Genomic DNA, 19,205 nt, shown 5'->3' with positions numbered 1-19,205 from the left:
TTATTTAGAAATCTCCAAATTTTTTTCTAAAAATTCTCCGACTACAAAGTTGCTTCCGCCGATAAAAATCATTTCGTTATTTGTACATTCCTCTTTTGCAGAAAGATAGGCGGTCTGCACAGAATCGAAAATTTCATAAAAAATTTTTGCATCAATTAGTAACTGCTCATAATCTTTTGGGTCTCTTCCCCTGTGAATGGATGGTTTTGCAAAATAGAACTTAGAATTTTCAGGTAAAATTTTCATAACATCATCAATGTTTTTGTCATTTACGAATCCCAAAATGATATGTTTGTGCTTCTCAATTGAATTTAACTGAGAAAAAACGTATTCTAAACCTGCTTGATTGTGTCCTGTATCGCAAATTGTCAGTGGGTTTTGCGAAAACTCAAACCAACGACCGATAAAACCTGTATTTTGGTGAACATTTAAAAGTCCTTTTTTAATGTTTTGATCTGAAATCGCAAAATTTAATTTTCTTAATTCTTCAATTAAAGCTAAGACCACTTTAATATTTTTTTCCTGATAATTTCCTTTTAAATCAGATTGTAAATCAGTTTTTAGTGGAGTAGCATCTATAAAAGGAGCATTTTCTGTTTCTGCTTTATTTTTAATGATATTTTTTACTGTTTCATTTTCATCTCCGAAAATAATGGGAATATTATTTTTAATAATTCCTGCTTTTTCTCCGGCAATTTCTTCAATCGTATTGCCTAAAATATTCTGATGATCCAGCTGAACATTCGTAATCGCAGAAACTAAAGGGGTAATGATATTCGTAGAATCTAATCTTCCACCCAATCCGACTTCAATAATGGCAAAATCAACTTGCTGCTGATAAAAATATTCAAAAGCCATGATCGTAGTAAATTCAAAAAAAGAAGGAAGAATATCGTTCGGAAGATCTTTTAGTTTTTGAATGAAATTATAAACAAACGTTTTATCACAGTTTTTACCGTTAACTTTAATTCTTTCGGTAAAATCAATAAGGTGAGGAGAGTTGTACAAACCAACTTTGCAACCCGATTCCTGTAAAACTGACGCCAGCATATTGCTTGAAGATCCTTTTCCATTGGTTCCTCCAATATGGATACATTTTATTTTTTCCTGTGGATTTCCAAAGAATTCACAAAGTCTGATAATATTGTCTAATCCCGGTTTGTAGGCTTTTTCGCCATCAATCTGATAATTTGGAGCCTGTATGAAAAGCCAGTCAACAGCTTCCTGATATTGTTCATTTGTCATGATACAAAATTCTCAAAAGTTTGAGTAAAATGAAACAATAATTTTTAGAAACTGTAACTTTTTTATATTTAGTTCGTCTAATTGGGAAAAATCGTAACATGAAAAAAGTTTTGACTATTATTTTGGGATTATCTTGCCTGGCTGTCAATGCCCAGAAAAAGTGGTCGTTGAGAGAATGTGTAGACTATGCTACCAAGCATAATCTTCAGGTGATCCAAAATGAATACTCGAAACAAATGCAGGATCTCAATCTAAAAACGGCAAAGAGAAACTATCTTCCTTCTGTATCTGCAAATATTGGAAATAGCGTGAGTTTTGGTCAGGGATCATTAGGAGCAGGAAGTTTTAGAAACGATAGGTTCAATAACAGTCCTAGTGTGGGGGCGGATATCTTGGTTTACAACAATGGAAGACTTGAAAAAACCGTTAGAAAAACTGAATTTGATGTAGAGGCAAGTCAATACGATATTGAGACGATTAAAAATGATATTTCTCTCCAAATCGCTCAGCAATATTTAACGACTTTATTGAATAAAGAAATTGTAAAAATTTCTGAAGCCGCGGTAGAAAATGCTCAAAAACAATATGACAGAGCAAAAATAACTACAAATGTAGGAACGACTGCCCAAACAGTTTTGGCGGAAGCAGAGGCGGCGTTGGCGAGAGAAAAACAGAATTTAAAAACTAACGAAATTAACGTCGGACGTAGTTTATTTGCTTTGGTTCAACTTTTACAATTGGAGGAATACAAAGATTTTGATGTTGAAAATGTAGATGTTCCGGATCAGCTGGCACCTCAGTTGAAAGGAGTTGATGAGGTTTTAACGACCGCTTATGAAACTCAGCCTCAGATAAAAGCTGCTGAAAGCCGTATTAAATCTGCGGTTGCACAAACTGAAGTTACCAAAACGTCATTTTGGCCTACATTAACGGCCAGTGCTGGTCTTAACACTTTCTACAATAAACAATTTAATGTTCCGCCAGGTGTTGTACAGGGAACTTTTTTTGAGCAATATAAAGATCAGTTCGGACAAAATGCGGGGCTATCACTTAATATTCCGATCTTCAACAAAGGAATTACTAAAATTCAGGTCGAACAGTCTAAGCTGAATGAAATTATTGCCAAAACTACTTTAGAGCAGCAGAAGCAGACAGTAAGACAGAATGTTCAGAAAGCCCAATTTGATGTTGATGCCAATTATGAAATTTATGTATCAGCTTTGCAGTCTGAGAAAAGCACAAAATTAGCTTTGGATTTCGCTGATAAAAGTTATGCTGCAGGCAGAACGACGATTTATGATGTAAATGTTGCAAGAAACAATTATGCAAATGCGCAAGGTTCTGTAGCTCAGGCTAAATTTAATTATGTTTTCAGTCTTAAATTACTGAATTTCTATGCAGGAATTCCATTAAGTTTGTAGCATGTCAATTCAATCATTAGAAAAATATTTACCACAAAATACGCTTCCTTATTTAAAAGATTGGTTTTCTGATTATTATATTCATATAAAAGTTACGAAAAATAGAGATTCCAAACTGGGAGATTATCGTAAACTTCACGATAATTCCCATGAGATAACAATTAATTCTACTTTAGTTCCGCAATTATTTTTCTTTGTACTGACGCATGAATTGGCACATCTAATTGCTTTTGAAAAATATGGCAGAAGAATTTCGCCACACGGAAACGAATGGAAAGAAACTTTCAGGCAGATGCTTTTGCAAAGTCTGGATGTTTATGATGAAGATCTTAAACCAATCATCATAAAGTTTTCAAAATCTCCTAAAGCAAATTTTATGGCAAGCCCGGATTTGGTAAAATATTTTCATATTGAAAAACAAGATGATAGCCTTCAGTTCATCGAAAAACTGCAAAAAGGGGATTTCTTTATTTACCGAAACGAGAAGTATTTGTTAGAAGGTCTAATTAAAAAAAACTATCTTTGTAAGAATCTGGCTACGGGAAGGAAGTATTCTTTCAAGCCGTTGGCAAGGGTACAAAAATGCACTTAAGAATGTCAAAATCAAATAGATATTGCGTGATTATGGCAGGAGGAATCGGTAGTAGATTCTGGCCTATGAGTACGCAGAAATTTCCAAAACAATTTCAGGATATTTTAGGAGTTGGTCGCACAATGATTCAGCAGACGTATGACAGAATCAGCAAGATTATTCCTGACGAAAATATATTTGTAATCACCAATAAAGAGTATGTTGAGCTTTCTCATCAACAGTTACCGGAAATTCCACAGGATAATATTGTGGGAGAACCTCTGTTGAAGAATACGGCACCCTGCAATCTTTATATGGCAAATAAAATTGCAGAAATCGATCCTGATGCAACGATGATTGTATTGCCTGCAGATCATTTAATCTTAAAAGAAAATATCTTTTTAGAAAAAGTGGAGCTTGCTTTCGATCTTGCTGCCAAAAATGATTACTTGGTTACGTTGGGTATCACACCCACCAGACCTGATACGGGCTATGGCTATATTCAGTTTGTTGATAAGCACGATTCTGATTATTATAAAGTCAAAACATTTACAGAAAAACCAATTTTAGAAATTGCAAAAAGCTTTCTGGAAAGTGGCGATTTTCTTTGGAATGCCGGAATTTTTATCTGGAATGTAAAATCAATTCATCATGCTTTTGAAATGTATCTTCCGGAAATGACACAGCACTTTATGGCTTGTGAATACAATGCAGATAGCGAAAAAAGCTGTATCGAGCTCATTTATCCAAAAGTTCAGAAGATCTCAATTGATAACGGAATATTGGAAAAAGCCCAAAATGTGCACGTAATTCCTGCCGATTTAGGTTGGAGTGATTTGGGAACATGGACTTCGGTATATGAAAATGGCGATAAAGATGAAGATCAGAATGCTGTGGCATCAAAACAACCGATCCTGACTTATAATGCCAAAGGAAATGTTGTCCGTTTAAAAAACAGTAATAAAGCAGTTATTATTGATGGTTTAGAAAATTACATCATCGTTGATACCGATAAAGCTTTACTTATTTGTCCAAGAGATCATGATCAGATGATAAAAGATTATGTTTTGGATCTTAAGAGTCTGAAAAAAGGAGATCGGTTCATATAAAATAATTGGTAGACTTTATACGTTCTTTTAATTATGGTAAAACTTACAAAGCAATTTAGTCTATTCGTTTTCTTATTTTTAGGAGTGCTTTCGTACGCCCAGGAGAAAAAACAATTTTCTAATGTTTCGAGTATTCTGCAATATATTACTCCTAATATCAAAACAGATTCATGGATTTTAGTTCACCAGAGTTACGGAAAAGATAATGTTATAAAAAAATCAGGAACTTTAAAAGATTATATTCCTCAGTCTTCAGGATTTAATATCGGAATTGCCCAGGAAGACGAGTTCTATTATATTGTTTATTCTTCAGGTGGAAAAACTGAAAACATCACAAATCTTGATGGACTTAGAAATTTTATAGGGAAAATAGATAATATTAATGAAGCGGCTATTCTTGCTTCAACGGACGGATATATTGTCGATGAGGAATTCAGAGATTTAGCCGGAAATTATTACGATGACAAATCCAACTACTATCTTGAGTTGGGAAAATTAACTTCCAAAGAATGTCCTTATCAGAAAAAACATTTTACCTTAACAATCAATAAATCGATGGGTACAATTACGGATGTTAAGGATAATGGAGCCTATATCGAGCTTTACAATAAGAAATGTACGAATAATCCGAGGCTTTTGAAGCTTGAGAAAAAAGAAGAACCAAAAGATGATCCTAAAAGAAAATCTACAAAACGCAGATAGTTTCTACGAAACTGAACGTTTAATCCTTCGTCCCATATCTTTGGAAGACGGAGCATTTATTCTTGATCTTTACAACAGACCAAAATTCATTAAATTCATCGGAGATCGTCATTTAAAAACAGTTTCCGATGCAGAAAATTATATTCAAAACAGATTTCTTCCTCAGATGGAAAGATTGGGTTTTGGAAATTACTTAATGCTTACAAAAGAAGGAAATCAAAAAATTGGTGCTATCGGAATCTTTGAAAGAGAAGGGTTGGATGTTGTCGATATTGGCTTTTCTTTGCTGAATGAGTTTGAAGGAAAAGGCTACGCTTATGAAGCGGGTTTAAAGATAAAATCTATCGGGATGGATGATTTTGGTTTAAAAAAGATTTCCGCCATTACGACAAAAGAAAACTTTTCTTCTCAAAAATTAATTGAAAAGTTAGGATTGAAATTTAAAAAAATTGTCAACATTCCGGGAGATGCAGAAGAATTAATGTACTACGAAAGTGAATAATCAATCCTGCATCCATTTGTTCATTCAGAATGACAGATAGAATATTAAATTATTCTTCCAAAATCTGTTCAGCTGCCGTTTTTGAAGTTACTTTTTCAATAACTCTTGTACAGATCCCTTTTTCATCAAAAATAAAAGTCGTTCTTACAATTCCCATATACGTTTTCCCAAAAGTTTTTTTCTCCTGCCAAACACCGAATTTCTCAAGAACTTCGTGATTTTCATCGGCTATTAGATCATAAGGAAAAGCAAATTTACTGTGGAAATTTTTCTGTTTTTTTACAGAATCACCACTTATTCCTAATAATTGAAATCCTGCTTGCTCCAATTTTGAATAATTATCACTTAAATTACACGCTTCCACCGTACACGTCGGCGTATTTGCCTGAGGATAAAAGAAAATAACTAATTTTTTACCAATTAATTTTTCTGAACTGATGGCTTCTCCATCCTGATTTGTTCCTTCAAATTGTGGTAATTTGTCTCCAACTTTCAACATAATTCATTATTTTAGGTAAAAATAATGAATTATAAAAATTAAATCCGCAGAATAGTCTGCGGATTTTTTAGTACTATTAGTCTAAATAATTATTATTTCGTTTGGCATTATTATTAATTCTCATGATGTCACTAGGATTCAATGTAATTCCTGTTTGGCTAGAAAGCATACCTGCAGCATTTTCAATCATATCTTTTCGTGCCTTATAGAAATTAGAATATTTAGTAGCAAATGCATCTTTCATTAAAATCATCGGCTTAATAGTTTTAGTGAAACTTATCATTGAAAAATGAATTGTATCATTCAGGTCGTAAACTTCTAATATTAATCCAGGTAATCCTTTAAAGACGTAAGGTCCATCAGGAATAGCGATCGATTCTGTGAACCACGCAATATAATGTCTCCCTTTATATTTTCCGGTAGCTTTTCTACATACGTATGATTCTATTATTTTAGCTTCAGATTCTATTTTCCAAAGAATTGGATCATCTAGTGGATAAGAAAACTTGTTTCTCATTAATTCTTTATATACCGTTTGCTTTCCATTATCTGAAAAAACTTCGGATTTAAAATATACACCTGGAACATTTCTCATATCTACAACCACTCTTCCATTTATAGCATTATTTACTGCCTTCATACCAATTGTAGTTGCTATTGAATCACTTTTTGCTTTTTGGGTGCTTCTAAATAAGGATTTATGATTTTTAATTAATAAAGATAAATTTTCTTCTGACGCTATATTTTTAGACAAAGTGTCGTCCAAACATTTAAATTTATAAATTACTTCATATTGTGATTTAAGACTGTCTGATTGAGAATATAAGATATTAATAAAAAGTATAAAAATTGATATGTAAAATCGCATAGTAATAATAATTAAAATTAGTTTGGTCCATTTCCTGTTCCCCAACCATGTTGTGTTCCTGATCCACAAAAATATTCAGTTAACAACTGTGAATTATGAATTTCATCCGCAACTGCTTGAGCATGAGTTGCTGTACCCGAACCTGCACCCCAACAAACTGTATCGGCAAAAAATTGATCTGTACACCATACATACATAGCCCATTCATAACACTGCATTTTATCATTAGGATCTTCTGCAACAACTCCTTTAATAATCTCTTTCTTTTCTGGTTCTTTTGTAGGTTTAGTTTCTTCCGCATTTTTTGCACTTACGAATCCGGCAACTTCTAAAGCTGCGATCAAAAATAATTTTTTCATTTGGTTTAAAAATTAAAATTAGAAAATAATTTGATGAAATTTTGTATACAAATAACTTCATTACAAAAATTGAAAATAATCTGTTCCCAACCTATGCATTTCATACATAAATAATGTACATAATTAGTTTTTTAGTATTTTTGATGTAAAATCTGCAGAATGTATATAAAAACAGAGCAAATAAGAAGACTGAGAAGAGAAAAAGATTTCTCTCAGGACTATATGGCTGAAATGTTGGAAATTTCACAACCACAATATTCCCGAATTGAAAACGGTGAAAGCAGTATAGACTTAGAAAAAACGAGTAAAATTGCAGAAGTTTTAGGAGCTAATCCTTTGGATATTTTAGAGTTTGAAGATAAACAATCTTATTATAACTGTACCAATTCAGGATATTATTTGAATACATTCAATAATAACGAAAGTTTCGAAAAAGAAAGAGAAGCATACCTCAGTCAGATAAAAGAATTAAAAGAAGACAAAGAATTTCTGAAACAGGAAAATCTTTCGTTAAAAAAAATGCTGGATAAACTCGTACAATGACAAAAAAGCAAAGAGCAGCGCTTGTTCAACTCGAATTAGAAAAACTATATCCTGAAGTTCCAATTCCGTTGGATCATACCGATGCTTATACTTTGATGGTGGCGGTAGCTCTTTCTGCGCAGACGACCGATAAAAAAGTAAATCAGGTTACCCCTGAACTTTTCGCTGTAGCTGGTACGCCGCAAAGAATGGCAAAACTGGAAGAGTATCAGATTAAAGAATTAATTAAAGAAATCGGACTTTCCAATACAAAAGCAAAGAATCTGAAAAGAATGGCAGAACTGCTGTTGGAAAGACACGGTGGAGTGGTGCCGCAAACCTATGAAGAATTGGAAGCATTGCCGGGCGTTGGTCACAAAACGGCTTCTGTTGTCATGAGCCAGGCTTTTGGATTTCCTGCTTTTCCCGTTGATACCCATATCCACAGATTGATGACGCAATGGAAATTAACTTCCGGAAAAAATGTCGTAGAAACCGAAAAAGATGCTAAAAATCTCTGGAAAGAAGACGTCTGGAACAAACTTCATTTACAGATTATTTTCTACGGAAGAGAATATTCTCCGGCAAGAGGGAAAGGAGAAAAAGATTTTATTACAAAGATGTTGTTTGAAAAGAAAGAATCATAATTTGAAAAACTTTACTTAAAAATTAAAGTTTTTCAAATATATGTCAGACTATTTGTTGTTTAAAAGAAGGTAAAGAAATTTTATTTTTCCGGCTTCAATAATGGCAACGTCCATGCCTATTGCAATAGGTTCTTCACCAGGAATACCTAAATTCCAACTGATATGTTGAACATTATGATTGGATTTTGGAGTTTCTGTAATAGTGAATTCAAAATCAGGAGACCAGTTTTGCTGCAATTTTTCAATAAGATTATTAATAGATTCAAATCCTATAAAAGGTTGTCCTTTATCATCTTCAAAAAATGTAACATCCGGAGCGTAGATTTTTTCCATAATGCTAAGTCTTTCGGCAGCATTCCGATTGTTCCAGATTAATAATAAACTTTCTTGTAAAAGAATTGATGATGTTTCCATGAAGTTATTTTTTAATGTTAATAAAGTAATTAGAAAGGTATAAGTGAGGATTTTGCGTGTTGGTTAAAAAGTTTATTCCAGATCAAGTAATCTTCTGTGATAATTAATCTGTCCCAAATGATAGCTTAAATGCCCAAATAAGTGAATCAGAAAATATTCTGTGGTCATTGGATAGCCCAAAGGTTCGATAGGGTACTCCTTTGCAAAATCTTCTGCAGATAATTTTTCGAGCGAAGAATTTACAATTTCAATTGTGTTTTCAATCTGCTGAATTAATTCTCCTCTTGGAATATCTTTTAATGAAAATTCAAGTTCTCTGTTTCTTACATAGCCCGAATTTCCAAGAATTGCACCTACAAAATGATTAATATTTCCCACTAAATGTAGCGTTAAATTTCCTGCAGAATTCAAAATGTTTTGATCAATTTTCCAGATCACTTCTTCGTTGTAGTACGCTTCGATTTCTGTTTTTAGTTTGTTTAAATCTCTTGTGAAAAGGGATTTTAGGCTTTCTGTCATTTTAAAATAATTTTAAATAAATGTAAGAATATATAAAACAAAAAGCCACAAAAATTAATTTGTGACTTCAATATTTAATGTGGAATTTCTTCCGTTAAAATCATATTTCCTGCCTTGTCATAATACGTACAAGTGAATTTATCAAGGTCAACAATCCATTTTTCGATCCCGGTTTCTGCGCAATCCTGACAGAATTTCATATAATCTGTTTCTCCTTTTTGATGACTTTTTAATTGTTTGCTGAATTTTTCTTTATCAAATCAATCTGCAATAATTAAATCAGCATATTTAGGCTCAGATTTCGTTGTGAAATTATTTTCTCCAAAGTATTTTGTGTGACTGTCTTTAACGCAGGTTTCAAAAGATTGTACACCTAATTTTTTAATTTCCTGAATATAATTGGGAAAGTCTGCGCCCGTTTTTATCTTGCTGTGGGCATTTTCTATCTGTTTTACAGTAAAACATTTTTTTCGTTGTATTTTATTTATTATTCGATTTGCCAACAAAAAATTATTTCTGACTTTCCGCCCAAAGCTCCATTTTTCTGTTCAGAACATCTAAAGGAAGGCATCCCTGACTCAAAATTTCATCGTGGAATTTCGCCAAATTAAATTTGCTGCCTAATTCTTTCTGATATTTTTCTCTCAATTCACGAATTCTCAATGAACCGATTTTGTAGCCCAACGCCTGTCCAGGCATTGCCATATATCTTTCCACCTCGGCAGTTGCGCCTGCTTCATCGTAAGAAATATTGCTCAGGAAATATTTGATGGCTTCTTCTCTTTTCATTTTTCCAGTATGCAGACCTGTGTCGACTACCAATCTTACGGCTCTTAACATCTGGTCACTTAAATACCCCATTTTTTGATAAGGATCTGTATATAAGCCGAATTCCGGACCTAAAGTCTCACAATAATGTGCCCAGCCTTCGCCATACGCTCCAAACCAGCCAAATCGCATGAATTTCGGAAGTTTCGTATTTTCCTGTTGAAGAGAAACCTGGTAATGATGCCCCGGAATTGCCTCATGTAAGAACAAGGATTCCATGCCGGAAGTCACATTGAATTTTGAAGGATCGGGAAGAGGAACATAGAAAACTCCCGGTCTTTTGCCATCAGAAGTTCCCTGAATATATTCTGCGCTCGCACTTGCTTCCCTGAATTTTTCCGTCTGTCTGATCTCAAATTTGGTTTTAGGAGTTACAGAAAACATTGTTTTTAATTTCGGAGTTATTTTCGCTAAAATTCCATTAAAACCTCCTAAAACTTCTTCCGATGTTTTGTAAGGCATCGCTTTAGGATCAGTTTTCACAAAACTGATGAATTCTTCCAGTGTTCCTGTGAAGCCAACCTCTTGCTTTACTTTTTCCATTTCAGCACGAAGCATAGCAACCTGTTGAAGTCCGATTTTATTGATTTCTTCCGGAGTTTTATTGGTTGTTGTCCAGCTTTTTGCGTAATACTGATAAATATCTTTTCCGTTAGGTAAGCTGTTATAACCGTCCGTATCTCTTGCTTTTGGTAAATATTCTTTCTCTAAAAAATCTCCCATTTTAGTATAAGATGGAATAATTTTCTGTGTGATTGCGTCGGTATAAAGTGTTGATAATCTGTCCTTCTGTTCTTTTGTAAAGTCTTTCGGGAAGTTTCTGATCGGTCCGTAGAAAATATTTTTATCTAAATCTGTCGTTGTAATTTCTTCCGCCCGCATCTGAGGGATCATCTTGACAACCAGTTTTTTAGGTAAAACCATTTTGTTGGTAATTCCTTCTTTGAAATTGTCTGTTGCGGTATTCATCCAATCCGGGAATTTTTCCATTCTCTTCAGCCAGTCGATGTAATCTTTTTCTGTTTTAAAAGGTTGGCTGCCTTCTCCGCTTCCATATAGTGGGAAATTCAGCGGAAGCCCGCCAAACTGTGTGAAAGGAATATATTCAGGATGATAATTATAAGCTTCAATTTTATCTTTCAACGTAAAATCCAGAACATCAAAAACGACTTTGTCTTCGTCGGAAAGGTTTTTATAATCAACATTTTCAAGCTGTTTCTGTACCGATTTATAAAAAGCGACTTCTCCGGATATAAAATCTTTATCAATCGTGATCGGAAGCTGGTCATTATATCGAAGATCACCTTGTGAAGTTGCTTCCAAAGGGTAAAGCTTCAGATATTGCTCATAATAATTAGAGGCAATAGAATCGATGTTTGACGGGGTAACTTTCGTTAAAGGAGAATCGTACTTCTTACATGAAGCAAGACTTACTAATAGCACCAATCCTAAAATACTTTTTGATAAAATGTTTTTCACTTTTAAGAATCTTTAAAACAAATGTAAATATTTTAAGATCAATTTCAATCTTTAAAAATGTAACAGTTTTCTCTTTTTTAGACAAAAACATATTAATTATATTGATTTTTTAAAAATTATTTTGAAAATATCTTACACAATCAATCTATTTTTTATCTTTGCTGATAACGTTTAACAATCATAGTATTACAGTTCTTTTTTTAAGAAATAATGAAAGGGATTTTAAAAATTTACCATCCGGAGGAAACGCTAAAGTACAATATCAGAAATACATATTGTAAAGCAGTTTACAGCAACCAACAACATGTATTAGAGGTTGAAATTATAACGGATGACGGTCTGGATCACGTAGACGATGATTCTCTGCAGTATAACTTTCCGCAACTTTCGCTTAAAGTTTTCGATTTTCTTATTGATTCTGGGGAAATAGAAGGGAAAACAATTACCATTAATGATTCTGACGAGGAAATCTATACCGAAGTAGATCTTTTTGATGACGAAGATGCTTTTATCTATGATAATGAGCTTGCGTTCGAAAAAAATGAAGAAGGTGAACTTGAGGTAATCTGGAAAGGAACAATCAATGATTTCTACACGGGATCAGAAACGCCGCTTCCATTCAGGCTGAAATGTGAATTCACCCAGGACGAGATTGTTGTAGACGAAGATTAATACAGTCTTTATTACAGAAATTTTATATCAGATTTCTTTTCAAATATTTTTTTGGAAAGAAATTTGCTGTTTTTAAACCATAACAAATTTTAAGTTGTTTTTAAGCAATTTTTAAGAGAGCAATTCATAATATTCCACTACATTTGTCGTTAAAACCTTTATAAAATACACATTAATGCTGTTAACGGAACTTACTCAGATTTTATTCGCTCAGGTATCTGCGCCTGTAGTTGCAGAAGCACCAAAAAAAATATTCTCGTTTTGGGAAATCATGTTTCATGGCGGGATTTTCGCAAAAATAGTAATGGTTACCGTATTATTACTGGGAATATTTTCTGTTTACCTTTTCTTTGAACGTTTTTTCTTCATTAAAAGATTAATGTCGAAAACAGATGCTAATTTTATGGATAATATCGAAGATTTCATCAAAGAAGGGAAAATTGAATCTGCCGCAGATTATTGCAAAAGACAAAATTCTCCGGAAGGAAGGATTTTAGAAAAAGGAATTTCAAGATTGGGTCGCCCCGTTTCAGATATTGTGAGTGCCATGGAATCTCAGGCTCAGGTTGAGGTTGCCAATATGGAAAAAAACCTGAATCTTTTAGCGGTTGTACCAAGTATTGCGCCGATGTTAGGACTTTTAGGAACGGTTATAGGGATGATTATTGCATTCTTTGATTTATCTACAATGGAAGGCGCTTTCTCTCCGAAAACATTGTCTGAAGGTATTTATACAGCTTTGGGACAAACGGCGGTTGGTCTTGCGGTGGCAATTCCGGCTAACTTTTTCTACAATATTTTATTAACGAGAATTGATAAATTTGTATTGAAAGCGCAAAATATGTCCGGTGAATTTTTAGATCTAATCAATAAACCTTTATAAATCTTTGGTATGAAAATTCAGAGAAAAAATAAAGCCCGACCGGAATTTAGTTTAGCAGCGATGACTGATGTTATCTTGCTGATGCTGATATTCTTTATGATTACTTCTTCGGCAGCAAATCAAAGTGCTATTGATGTGAAATTGCCAAAAACGGGAGCGGTTGATGATAATATTCCAAATCCTGTCATTGTAAGCATTAAACCTGACGGATCTTATTTTGTGGATGATAATCCTGTAAACAAAGAGCAGTTAGAGCAAATGATTGTTAATAAACTTACGAATCAAACCAGCAAATCTTTTACGATAAGGGCAGACGAAGATACAAAGCATAAAGACGTGGTTTTTGCCATGGAAATTGCTGAAAAACACAAATTTAACATCGCCATTGCAACCGTTAAAGATAAATAGCACTTCCAACAATCTCGGAAAAGATCATTATAAAATGAGAAGCCAAATTATAAACAAAGACGAGGAAAACAGAGACAGGATAAAAAGCGCATTGCTTTCGATCCTGATTTGGTCTGCAATTTTGTTATTTGTTTTTTTGTATAAATTAAAACCGAAACCGCAGGAGAAAGAGCCTGAAATTGTGACGACGATGCTCGTAAATTTCGGAGATAACAGAAACGGAAATGGGATAGAAGAACCTGCTGACCAACCGGGAAGTTTGGCCGCCGTTGCAGAAGTGACCCCCGAACCTGTAGAAGCTGCGGTTCCGGAAACAAAAACGGTTATTAAGCCTGAGCCCCAGCCTGAAACTAAAAAGTCAGAAGCGAAAGATAAGATTATTACAGGAAATAACTCAAAAGTGTCCGTTCCTAAAAAAGAAGAGTCCAAAAAATCTGATAAAGCAACATCTGCAAGTACGTCTTCAACTAAAAATACTAAAAAATCAGGTGCAACAACTGCCAATTCTAAAACAGGAAATGGTGACGGAAAAGGAACCGCCGCCATCGGAAACCTGATAAGAGGAAGAGGAACAAAAGCAGGAAGCCAGGGTGACGGACAGGGAATAGGAAATGCCGGAGATCCTTTAGGTGGGGATGGAAATGGTGACAGTAAAGTAGGAATCGACAGAAAACTGGTCGGATTTATTCCCGGGACAATGGGGAGAGGCGGTGCACAACCTGCCAATAAGTGTACAGCAAGCGGAACTATTACCATTGCTTACACGGTTGATAAAGCAGGAAATGTGGTTTCGGCAAGAAGATCAGGCGGAACGTCGGATCCATGCATCAGTTCAAATGCTGTCTCTTGGGTGAAACAATACGTAAAGGCTGAAAAATCCAACGTCTCCTCAAGCGGAACTTATAAAATTACATTCTAAAATACAAAAGCACTTTATTCAAGTGCTTTTTTTATTTCGTTGATTCTGTTGATAACAGGAAGTGCAAAGATTCCGCTGGTTTGAAGATACAATTCATAGAATGTTTTTGCTTTGTCTAAAAACTCGTTGTTATGAGTCGCTCTTCCATTGAAATAAAAAAGATTTCCCAGCATTTCATAATAATCTTTGTGGTCTCTTTCCTGTCTTTCATTCACGATTTCAATGATTTCTTCTTTTGATTTAGATGAAAGTGTCGTAAAATCAAATTTAAAAATGTCTTTCATCAACGTTTCAAAATCCAGTTCTTTCTGCATTAAACTCTCTTCAGGTTTATCCAAAATCAGTTTTTCCAATGCTTGAGTTAACTGGCGTATTAATCTTAATGTGAATTCTTTATCTGTGATCATAATTTAATTTATATTTAATATTTAAGCAAAAAAGAGATAAGCTAAAGCAATTGCAGTAATAACTCCCACTAAATCTGCCAAAAGCATAGCAATTACAGTATATCGTGTATTTTTTACGGCTACCGCTCCAAAGTAAACGGCAATCACGTAAAACGTCGTGTCTGAGCTTCCCTGAAGAACTGCTGCCAATTTTCCCTGAAAGCTGTCTGCTCCGAAAGTTGACATGGTATCTACCATCATTCCGCGCGCTCCGGAACCAGATAATGGTTTGATTAAAGCAGTTGGTAGTCCGTCAACAAACCTTGAATCTAAATTTGCGGTATAAGCGACCCATTTCATTCCATCAATAATAACATCGAAAACTCCCGAAGTTCGTAATAAAGAAATAGCGATTAACATTCCGACTAAATAAGGTATGATTTTCACACAGGTCCAAAAACCTTCTTTTGCGCCTTCAATAAAAGCATCAAAAACATTGATTTTTTTATAAACAGCCCCAAGAACAATGGCTAAAAAGATAAAAAGAATCAGTCCGTTGCTTAATACTTTACTGAAATCATCCAGTTCATCTTTGCTCAATTTCGTTAAGTATAAAACCAATAAAGCAATTAATACTGAAATTCCTCCTACATAAGCTAAAACTACAGGTTTTAGTAAATTTATTTTTTGATATAATGAAACGACAATCATTGCGGCTAAAGTCGCTGCAAAGGTAGCAATCATACACGGAAGAAAAATATCTGTAGGTGTTTTTGAACCCATCGAAGCCCGGATTGCAATAATTGAAACAGGAATCAAAGTCATTCCACCAGCATGAAGACACAGAAACATAATTTGGGAATTGCTTGCCGTATCTTTATTAGGATTTAAGCTTTGAAGGCTTTCCATAGCTTTCAAGCCAAAAGGCGTTGCAGCATTATCCAACCCTAAAAGATTGGCACTGAAATTCATCAGCATATGACCAAAAGCGGGATGGTTTTTCGGTATATCAGGAAATAATTTTGAGAAAAATGGCTGAATTAATCGACTTAACAAATTAATTCCGCCGGCTTTTTCTGCAATGCTCATAAATCCCATGAAAAGAGTCATGATTCCCACTAACCCAATACAGATTTTTACTGCTGTTTCAGAAGTTCCGATCACGCCGTCTGCTTCCTGAACACGGTACACTTTTACATCCTGTTTTAAAGAATCTGTTTTATAATGAATTCTACTGTCTGCAAAATCAGGTTTTTTCATCAGACTGTCTCTGACGATTGGTGAAAGAACATTCATTTTCTGTGTAGCAATCTGTACCGTATCACCACCTTTTCCTACAACCATGTCATTGAAAATGGTTTTGTAGTTGCTTGATGAGATGTATTTTATACTTGCAATACCAATGGCGATAATGATAAATGCCGACCAAATTCTGCTGAGAACCATTTGATTAAATTAAGATTGTCTAAACTTATCAAAAAAACTTCAGATTACAAAGCCTGAATTGTCAATAGTCAATCCCTTCGGGATCAATAGTGAATTTTTTAGGCTGGTATAAGGTTCACTTGCAAAGCAAAGTTGACTTGCAAAGCGAAATTCACCATTTACTCTTTCACTTTTCATCAAGATAAACCAAAAAACCTTCAAAATCATCATCCAGATTTTTTAAGACTTTAGCGTCTTTCATTTTCTTTTCCAATCCGTCGATGAAAAAACTTTTTTCGAAAAACTGACGGTGAACTCCCGGCAACAATTCTTTAAAATAATCCATTCCGAATTTATTGTTATGAAGATCCATTTTTGTTTCTAAAGGCTTGTTGGGAAACAATTCTTCGTGCATATCTGTGATTTTTTTACAAAAATCAAGGGCTTTTTCGGGAGAGGAAACTTTGGAACAGTACATTGAGATAAAGCAGCACCACAGCGCATGTCTGAAAGAATTTCCAATGCCGTTGGTAGAAGCGGTGTCCGGAAACTTCTTCTGGGCAATAGTATAAGCCTGAAGCGTCGCATGAAAACTTAATAAAGAGAAAATAGGATGGGGGAGAACGAGCGATAAAAGACGCATTATCTTTTTAAAGCTCATACTTCGGATCGTATTAAAAAATATTTTGAAAGTTCTCATCAATAAAAATCTCTCTCAATAAGAGAGAGATTGTAGTATTTTGTTATAAATGTTAAGCTTTTGCGGCTAATAAATTAACTGTTTTAGCAACGGTATCCTGAATCTCAGTTCTTTTTACAATGAAATCCACAAATCCTTTTTCCAGAAGGAATTCTGAAGTCTGGAAACCTTCCGGTAAGTCTCTTCCGATGGTCTCACGGATCACTCTTGGTCCTGCAAACCCGATCAGGGCTTTTGGTTCAGCCATGATGATATCTGCTGTCATTGCAAAAGATGCGGTAATCCCTCCAAAAGTAGGGTCACAAAGATAAGCGATATATAAAAGTCCTGCTTCTGAAAGCTGAGCTAATTTAGCCTGAACTTTTGCCAGTTGCATCAAAGAATAAGTAGCTTCCTGCATTCTAGCACCACCAGACTGACAGATGATCATATAAGGCAGTTTGTTTTTAACGCAGTAATCTACCGCTCTTCTGATTTTTTCGCCCATTACAGATCCCAGAGAACCACCAATAAAAGCGAAATCCATACAAGAAACAACCATTTCGGTTCCTTTTACAGTTCCTACAGCATTTCTAATAGAATCCGTTAACTTTGTCTTAGCTTTTACTTCTTTCAGACGGTCTGCATAAGCTTTTGTATCTTTGAAGTTCAGAATATCAATACTTTCAACGTTAGCATCAAGTTCCGTGAATTTACCTTCATCAAAAAGGATATCAAAAAATTCTGCACTTCCTATTCTTACATGAAATCCGTCTTCCGGAGAAACATAATTATTTCTCTTTAATTCGTCATGCTCCACCACTTTTCCTGATGGAGTCTGATGCCAAAGACCTTTGGGAACGTCTTTCTTTTCATCAGTAGATGTCGTAATATTTTGTGCTTTTCTTTTAAACCACTCGAATGCCATATTGTATATAATTGATGTGTGATAAATGATAAGAGATAAAAGAAGCGATTTAGGAATCCACTATCATTTATCTCTTATCAATTATAATTTATTTAAGCGTATTTACGTTATTTAAATCTTCAAACGCCTGAACCAATCTTTTAGAGAAAGTTTCTTCACCTTTTCTTACCCAAACTCTAGGGTCATAGAATTTTTTGTTAGGTTTTTCTTCTCCTTCAGGGTTTCCGATCTGAGTTCTTAAATAATCAACATTGTTTACCATATAATCTCTGATACCTTCTGTGTAAGCGAACTGAAGATCGGTATCAATGTTCATTTTGATCACACCGTAATCAATTGCCTCTCTGATTTCTTCTACAGAAGAACCAGAACCTCCGTGGAATACAAAGTTGATTGGTTTCTCTGCAGTTCCGAATTTCTCCTGAACGTATTTCTGAGAATTATCAAGGATTTTTGGGGTAAGAACCACATTTCCTGGCTTGTAAACCCCGTGTACGTTTCCGAAAGCTGCTGCAATCGTAAAGTTATCAGAAATAGCTTTAAGTTTTTCGTATGTATAAGCGATATCTTCCGGTTGAGTATATAATTTAGAATTATCAACGTCTGAATTGTCAACACCATCTTCTTCACCTCCTGTTACTCCGATTTCTACCTCAAGCGTCATTCCGATTTTAGCCATTCTTTCAAAATATTGAGCTGAAATTTCTAAGTTTTCTTCTAAAGATTCTTCAGAAAGATCAAGCATGTGAGAAGAATAAAGAGACTTTCCTGTCTGCTTGAAGAATTCTTCGTTGGCATCCATTAAACCGTCGATCCAAGGCAATAATTTTTTTGCAGCGTGATCGGTATGTAAAATTACAGTTGCTCCATAAGCTTCAGCAAGAGTATGAATGTGTTTTGCACCTGCAATTGCTCCTAAAACAGCAGCTTTCTGTCCGTCGTTGCTTAATCCTTTTCCTGCGTTGTAAGCAGCTCCACCATTAGAAAACTGAATGATAACAGGTGAGTTTAGTTTTGCTGCAGTTTCCAGAACCGCATTTACGTTGCTGGAACCAATTACGTTTACTGCCGGTAATGCATATTTGTTTTCTTTAGCATGCTGAAAAATATCAGTAACTAATTGACCTGTGGCAACTCCTGCCGGGAAAATTCTGCTCATGTCTTACTTTTTAATATAAATTATTAGGGTGTTTTTAAATTCCTGTAAAGGTAATAATTTT

General features: G+C 34.5%; 23 protein-coding genes and 1 pseudogene. 11 read left to right on the top strand and 13 right to left on the bottom strand.

The genetic code is table 11. The features are described 5' to 3' along the window. Nucleotides 1-1,245, bottom strand: coding sequence for a bifunctional folylpolyglutamate synthase/dihydrofolate synthase (locus ASG22_RS13895; RefSeq protein WP_055985702.1), 1,245 nt, complete (start codon nt 1,243-1,245; stop codon nt 1-3). Between the two features lie 98 nt (nt 1,246-1,343). On the opposite strand from ASG22_RS13895, the gene ASG22_RS13890 reads away from it, so the two are divergent. From ASG22_RS13890 to ASG22_RS13870, 5 genes are read left to right on the top strand one after another with little or no spacing between them, the layout of a single operon-like run. Continuing rightward, entirely contained in the window at nt 1,344-2,666 is a 1,323-nt protein-coding gene (locus tag ASG22_RS13890) for a TolC family protein (RefSeq protein ID WP_055985701.1), read from the top strand. Nucleotide 2,667: 1 nt separating this feature from the next. After that, nucleotides 2,668-3,258 carry a SprT-like domain-containing protein gene (locus ASG22_RS13885; RefSeq protein ID WP_055985698.1) on the top strand — a complete coding sequence of 197 codons (591 nt, stop codon included), beginning with the start codon at nt 2,668-2,670 and terminating at the stop codon, nt 3,256-3,258. A gap of 2 nt (nt 3,259-3,260) precedes the next feature. Next, entirely contained in the window at nt 3,261-4,346 is a 1,086-nt protein-coding gene (locus ASG22_RS13880) for a mannose-1-phosphate guanylyltransferase (RefSeq protein WP_238586918.1), read from the top strand. Between the two features lie 33 nt (nt 4,347-4,379). Beyond that, nucleotides 4,380-5,048 carry a hypothetical protein gene (locus ASG22_RS13875; RefSeq protein ID WP_055985692.1) on the top strand — a complete coding sequence of 223 codons (669 nt, stop codon included), beginning with the start codon at nt 4,380-4,382 and terminating at the stop codon, nt 5,046-5,048. Further along, nucleotides 5,014-5,550, top strand: a complete 537-nt coding sequence (locus tag ASG22_RS13870) for a GNAT family N-acetyltransferase (protein WP_055985690.1) — start codon at nt 5,014-5,016, stop codon at nt 5,548-5,550. The genes ASG22_RS13875 and ASG22_RS13870 overlap by 35 nt, the downstream gene beginning before the upstream one ends. A gap of 49 nt (nt 5,551-5,599) precedes the next feature. Here the strand turns inward: ASG22_RS13870 and bcp are convergent, their stop codons facing one another. The 3 genes from bcp to ASG22_RS13855 form a co-directional block, all read right to left on the bottom strand. Next, nucleotides 5,600-6,049: a thioredoxin-dependent thiol peroxidase gene (bcp, locus tag ASG22_RS13865; protein ID WP_055985687.1), complete on the bottom strand. Its 450-nt coding sequence runs from the start codon at nt 6,047-6,049 to the stop codon at nt 5,600-5,602. 76 nt (nt 6,050-6,125) lie between these two features. Beyond that, nucleotides 6,126-6,917: a GLPGLI family protein gene (locus tag ASG22_RS13860; protein WP_055985683.1), complete on the bottom strand. Its 792-nt coding sequence runs from the start codon at nt 6,915-6,917 to the stop codon at nt 6,126-6,128. A 17-nt stretch (nt 6,918-6,934) separates the two neighbouring features. Continuing rightward, on the bottom strand, nt 6,935-7,261 hold the full coding sequence (locus ASG22_RS13855) for a hypothetical protein (RefSeq protein ID WP_131726199.1): 327 nt from the start codon (nt 7,259-7,261) through the stop codon (nt 6,935-6,937). 174 nt (nt 7,262-7,435) lie between these two features. Here ASG22_RS13855 and ASG22_RS13850 point away from each other — a divergent pair, with 174 nt between their 5' ends. After that, nucleotides 7,436-7,819: a helix-turn-helix domain-containing protein gene (locus ASG22_RS13850; RefSeq protein ID WP_055985678.1), complete on the top strand. Its 384-nt coding sequence runs from the start codon at nt 7,436-7,438 to the stop codon at nt 7,817-7,819. Next, nucleotides 7,816-8,445, top strand: a complete 630-nt coding sequence (gene nth, locus ASG22_RS13845) for an endonuclease III domain-containing protein (RefSeq protein WP_055985675.1) — start codon at nt 7,816-7,818, stop codon at nt 8,443-8,445. The genes ASG22_RS13850 and nth overlap by 4 nt, the downstream gene beginning before the upstream one ends. Nucleotides 8,446-8,493: 48 nt before the next feature. Here the strand turns inward: nth and ASG22_RS13840 are convergent, their stop codons facing one another. From ASG22_RS13840 to ASG22_RS13825, 4 genes and pseudogenes are all read right to left on the bottom strand, one after another. After that, entirely contained in the window at nt 8,494-8,859 is a 366-nt protein-coding gene (locus ASG22_RS13840) for a hypothetical protein (protein ID WP_055985674.1), read from the bottom strand. Between the two features lie 72 nt (nt 8,860-8,931). Next, on the bottom strand, nt 8,932-9,378 hold the full coding sequence (locus tag ASG22_RS13835) for a DinB family protein (protein WP_055985671.1): 447 nt from the start codon (nt 9,376-9,378) through the stop codon (nt 8,932-8,934). Nucleotides 9,379-9,452: 74 nt separating this feature from the next. After that, a pseudogene (locus ASG22_RS13830) lies at nt 9,453-9,881 on the bottom strand (DUF1398 domain-containing protein). A gap of 7 nt (nt 9,882-9,888) precedes the next feature. Continuing rightward, on the bottom strand, nt 9,889-11,685 hold the full coding sequence (locus ASG22_RS13825; protein ID WP_055985667.1) for a DUF885 domain-containing protein: 1,797 nt from the start codon (nt 11,683-11,685) through the stop codon (nt 9,889-9,891). Between the two features lie 210 nt (nt 11,686-11,895). Here ASG22_RS13825 and ASG22_RS13820 point away from each other — a divergent pair, with 210 nt between their 5' ends. The 4 genes from ASG22_RS13820 (at nt 11,896) to ASG22_RS13805 (ending at nt 14,567) form a co-directional block, all read left to right on the top strand. Continuing rightward, complete coding sequence (locus ASG22_RS13820) at nt 11,896-12,357, top strand: hypothetical protein (RefSeq protein ID WP_055985664.1); 462 nt, start codon at nt 11,896-11,898, stop codon at nt 12,355-12,357. A gap of 175 nt (nt 12,358-12,532) precedes the next feature. Continuing rightward, a complete protein-coding gene (locus ASG22_RS13815) occupies nt 12,533-13,240 on the top strand; it encodes a MotA/TolQ/ExbB proton channel family protein (RefSeq protein ID WP_055985661.1) in 708 nt (235 codons plus the stop codon). A 9-nt stretch (nt 13,241-13,249) separates the two neighbouring features. Beyond that, nucleotides 13,250-13,648, top strand: coding sequence for an ExbD/TolR family protein (locus tag ASG22_RS13810; protein WP_055985658.1), 399 nt, complete (start codon nt 13,250-13,252; stop codon nt 13,646-13,648). Nucleotides 13,649-13,682: 34 nt separating this feature from the next. Next, nucleotides 13,683-14,567, top strand: a complete 885-nt coding sequence (locus tag ASG22_RS13805; RefSeq protein WP_055986838.1) for a hypothetical protein — start codon at nt 13,683-13,685, stop codon at nt 14,565-14,567. 14 nt (nt 14,568-14,581) lie between these two features. Here ASG22_RS13805 and ASG22_RS13800 read toward each other — a convergent pair whose 3' ends face one another. The 5 genes from ASG22_RS13800 to fbaA form a co-directional block, all read right to left on the bottom strand. Further along, nucleotides 14,582-14,974, bottom strand: coding sequence for a hypothetical protein (locus tag ASG22_RS13800; RefSeq protein ID WP_055985655.1), 393 nt, complete (start codon nt 14,972-14,974; stop codon nt 14,582-14,584). 21 nt (nt 14,975-14,995) lie between these two features. Further along, entirely contained in the window at nt 14,996-16,399 is a 1,404-nt protein-coding gene (locus ASG22_RS13795; RefSeq protein ID WP_055985652.1) for a nucleoside recognition domain-containing protein, read from the bottom strand. Nucleotides 16,400-16,565: 166 nt separating this feature from the next. Continuing rightward, nucleotides 16,566-17,078, bottom strand: coding sequence for a DUF6973 domain-containing protein (locus tag ASG22_RS13790; RefSeq protein ID WP_055985649.1), 513 nt, complete (start codon nt 17,076-17,078; stop codon nt 16,566-16,568). A gap of 52 nt (nt 17,079-17,130) precedes the next feature. Continuing rightward, nucleotides 17,131-17,985, bottom strand: coding sequence for an acetyl-CoA carboxylase, carboxyltransferase subunit beta (gene accD / locus ASG22_RS13785; RefSeq protein ID WP_055985646.1), 855 nt, complete (start codon nt 17,983-17,985; stop codon nt 17,131-17,133). 88 nt (nt 17,986-18,073) lie between these two features. Next, nucleotides 18,074-19,144: a class II fructose-bisphosphate aldolase gene (fbaA, locus tag ASG22_RS13780; protein WP_055985644.1), complete on the bottom strand. Its 1,071-nt coding sequence runs from the start codon at nt 19,142-19,144 to the stop codon at nt 18,074-18,076. Between the last annotated feature and the right edge of the window lie 61 nt (nt 19,145-19,205).

The organism is Chryseobacterium sp. Leaf405 (assembly GCF_001425355.1).
In the GTDB taxonomy this organism is placed as follows: Bacteria; Bacteroidota; Bacteroidia; order Flavobacteriales; family Weeksellaceae; genus Chryseobacterium.
Note: the sequence above shows the minus strand (reverse complement) of the source record. Positions and strands in the feature narration are given on the sequence as shown.

Excerpts from the sequence above, each read along its gene's own strand:
- ASG22_RS13895 (WP_055985702.1), bottom strand. The coding sequence starts at position 1,245 with ATGACAAATGAACAATATCAGGAAGCTGTTGACTGGCTTTTCATACAG.
- ASG22_RS13890 (WP_055985701.1), top strand. The coding sequence starts at position 1,344 with ATGAAAAAAGTTTTGACTATTATTTTGGGATTATCTTGCCTGGCTGTC.
- ASG22_RS13885 (WP_055985698.1), top strand. The coding sequence starts at position 2,668 with ATGTCAATTCAATCATTAGAAAAATATTTACCACAAAATACGCTTCCT.
- ASG22_RS13880 (WP_238586918.1), top strand. The coding sequence starts at position 3,261 with ATGTCAAAATCAAATAGATATTGCGTGATTATGGCAGGAGGAATCGGT.
- ASG22_RS13875 (WP_055985692.1), top strand. The coding sequence starts at position 4,380 with ATGGTAAAACTTACAAAGCAATTTAGTCTATTCGTTTTCTTATTTTTA.
- ASG22_RS13870 (WP_055985690.1), top strand. The coding sequence starts at position 5,014 with ATGATCCTAAAAGAAAATCTACAAAACGCAGATAGTTTCTACGAAACT.
- bcp (WP_055985687.1), bottom strand. The coding sequence starts at position 6,049 with ATGTTGAAAGTTGGAGACAAATTACCACAATTTGAAGGAACAAATCAG.
- ASG22_RS13860 (WP_055985683.1), bottom strand. The coding sequence starts at position 6,917 with ATGCGATTTTACATATCAATTTTTATACTTTTTATTAATATCTTATAT.
- ASG22_RS13850 (WP_055985678.1), top strand. The coding sequence starts at position 7,436 with ATGTATATAAAAACAGAGCAAATAAGAAGACTGAGAAGAGAAAAAGAT.
- nth (WP_055985675.1), top strand. The coding sequence starts at position 7,816 with ATGACAAAAAAGCAAAGAGCAGCGCTTGTTCAACTCGAATTAGAAAAA.
- ASG22_RS13840 (WP_055985674.1), bottom strand. The coding sequence starts at position 8,859 with ATGGAAACATCATCAATTCTTTTACAAGAAAGTTTATTATTAATCTGG.
- ASG22_RS13835 (WP_055985671.1), bottom strand. The coding sequence starts at position 9,378 with ATGACAGAAAGCCTAAAATCCCTTTTCACAAGAGATTTAAACAAACTA.
- ASG22_RS13820 (WP_055985664.1), top strand. The coding sequence starts at position 11,896 with ATGAAAGGGATTTTAAAAATTTACCATCCGGAGGAAACGCTAAAGTAC.
- ASG22_RS13815 (WP_055985661.1), top strand. The coding sequence starts at position 12,533 with ATGCTGTTAACGGAACTTACTCAGATTTTATTCGCTCAGGTATCTGCG.
- ASG22_RS13810 (WP_055985658.1), top strand. The coding sequence starts at position 13,250 with ATGAAAATTCAGAGAAAAAATAAAGCCCGACCGGAATTTAGTTTAGCA.
- ASG22_RS13805 (WP_055986838.1), top strand. The coding sequence starts at position 13,683 with ATGAGAAGCCAAATTATAAACAAAGACGAGGAAAACAGAGACAGGATA.
- ASG22_RS13800 (WP_055985655.1), bottom strand. The coding sequence starts at position 14,974 with ATGATCACAGATAAAGAATTCACATTAAGATTAATACGCCAGTTAACT.
- ASG22_RS13795 (WP_055985652.1), bottom strand. The coding sequence starts at position 16,399 with ATGGTTCTCAGCAGAATTTGGTCGGCATTTATCATTATCGCCATTGGT.
- ASG22_RS13790 (WP_055985649.1), bottom strand. The coding sequence starts at position 17,078 with ATGAGAACTTTCAAAATATTTTTTAATACGATCCGAAGTATGAGCTTT.
- accD (WP_055985646.1), bottom strand. The coding sequence starts at position 17,985 with ATGGCATTCGAGTGGTTTAAAAGAAAAGCACAAAATATTACGACATCT.
- fbaA (WP_055985644.1), bottom strand. The coding sequence starts at position 19,144 with ATGAGCAGAATTTTCCCGGCAGGAGTTGCCACAGGTCAATTAGTTACT.